The 1192-nt window shown below is 48.7% G+C and carries 1 protein-coding gene; it reads right to left on the reverse strand.

Going from position 1 to position 1192, the window contains the following annotated elements:
* Positions 1–1192: hypothetical protein (locus tag F474_RS22765; RefSeq protein WP_165830366.1), on the reverse strand; the 1192-nt coding region annotated here is incomplete at both ends.

Genomic DNA, 1192 nt, shown 5'->3' on the forward strand with positions numbered 1-1192 from the left:
ACCTGGCGCTCGTTGCGCTTGACGGTGCGATAACCGTAGAGGATCAGGCCCAGTGGGTTGCCATGGGCGTCACACTGGTATTCGGCCATCAGCGGTGGCGCTGCCTCGGCGGGAATGTCGGGACAGGACAACGCTAATAACTTATCTAGTTCTGCTGGTAACTCATCTAGTTCTGCTGGGAAAGCATAGAGATCTTTTGCAAGGTCTAGGGCGAAAGTATTGACCCCTTTGGCTGAGTAATAGCACCGGTAGGAAATTTTATTTTCGGATGAAGTGATTTTTTTGATTTCGTGATTGGGGGTGTAGTCGACATTCTGCGTGCGCATGCTGAATGCGCTTACCTTCGTTGAGTTGGGCTTTTGCTTCAAACCCAGGTGGCCGGACGGTTTTTTATAAAGTTCCGAGCAGCCCATATCCTGCAACAGGCTATGCAGGTAGTGAACACCCATGACCATTTTCAGAAAAAAACCGAACGGGGTATCGAAAATTGGCGAAGCAAGCGTTGTAACTGCATAGGCGCCTGCTTTGGCCAATAGATCGCCCCCCCCCTGTAAGAATGCGCCTCTATACTTAACAGGTACAGCTTCACCCATTAACGCACGGAGGGTGTCAAGCTCAGATAACGCCGGACACTCATCAGAAGTCATGCGCCCCTCCATAACAGCGAAAATCGTCGAACCATTTAATACAAGCTCTGGTAATACAAGTGCTGGAAAAACTTTTTCATCCAGTGTTTTCTTGGCAGATTTGACCTCAGGGTACTTCAATCGGACACGCTCTTGTATACGCAGCATAGCAAAAAGGCCGGCCTTACTAACAAACTTGTCTTTGAGGTCTTTGAGGTCTTTGAGACATTTGGGGTCTTTCAGATGAAGCCTAGTACTCTCTATATTGCAAGACCACAACTTCTCAGCGGCGGCCAGCAATGTTTCATAGTATGGTTTCCCACGAGCGAACTTTTTATGAAGGAGCCCACTCCAGACCTGAAAATTTCCAACCCTTGGCATCCACGGGGCTATAACTAAGCCATCAATAATGCGACACAACGCTTCAGTGGAGGCTGTGAGATCACATATAGTGCCATTGCGTGACTCTGTTTCATTTTGCATCTCCAGTTTCAGCACATCTGAAGTGGCACGGACCGCAACCCCCATTACGCCCCCCGCCTTGAATTCTTTGAATTCTTTAGCCT

It is taken from the genome of Pseudomonas sp. URIL14HWK12:I12, assembly GCF_003097135.1.
GTDB lineage: Bacteria > Pseudomonadota > Gammaproteobacteria > Pseudomonadales > Pseudomonadaceae > Aquipseudomonas.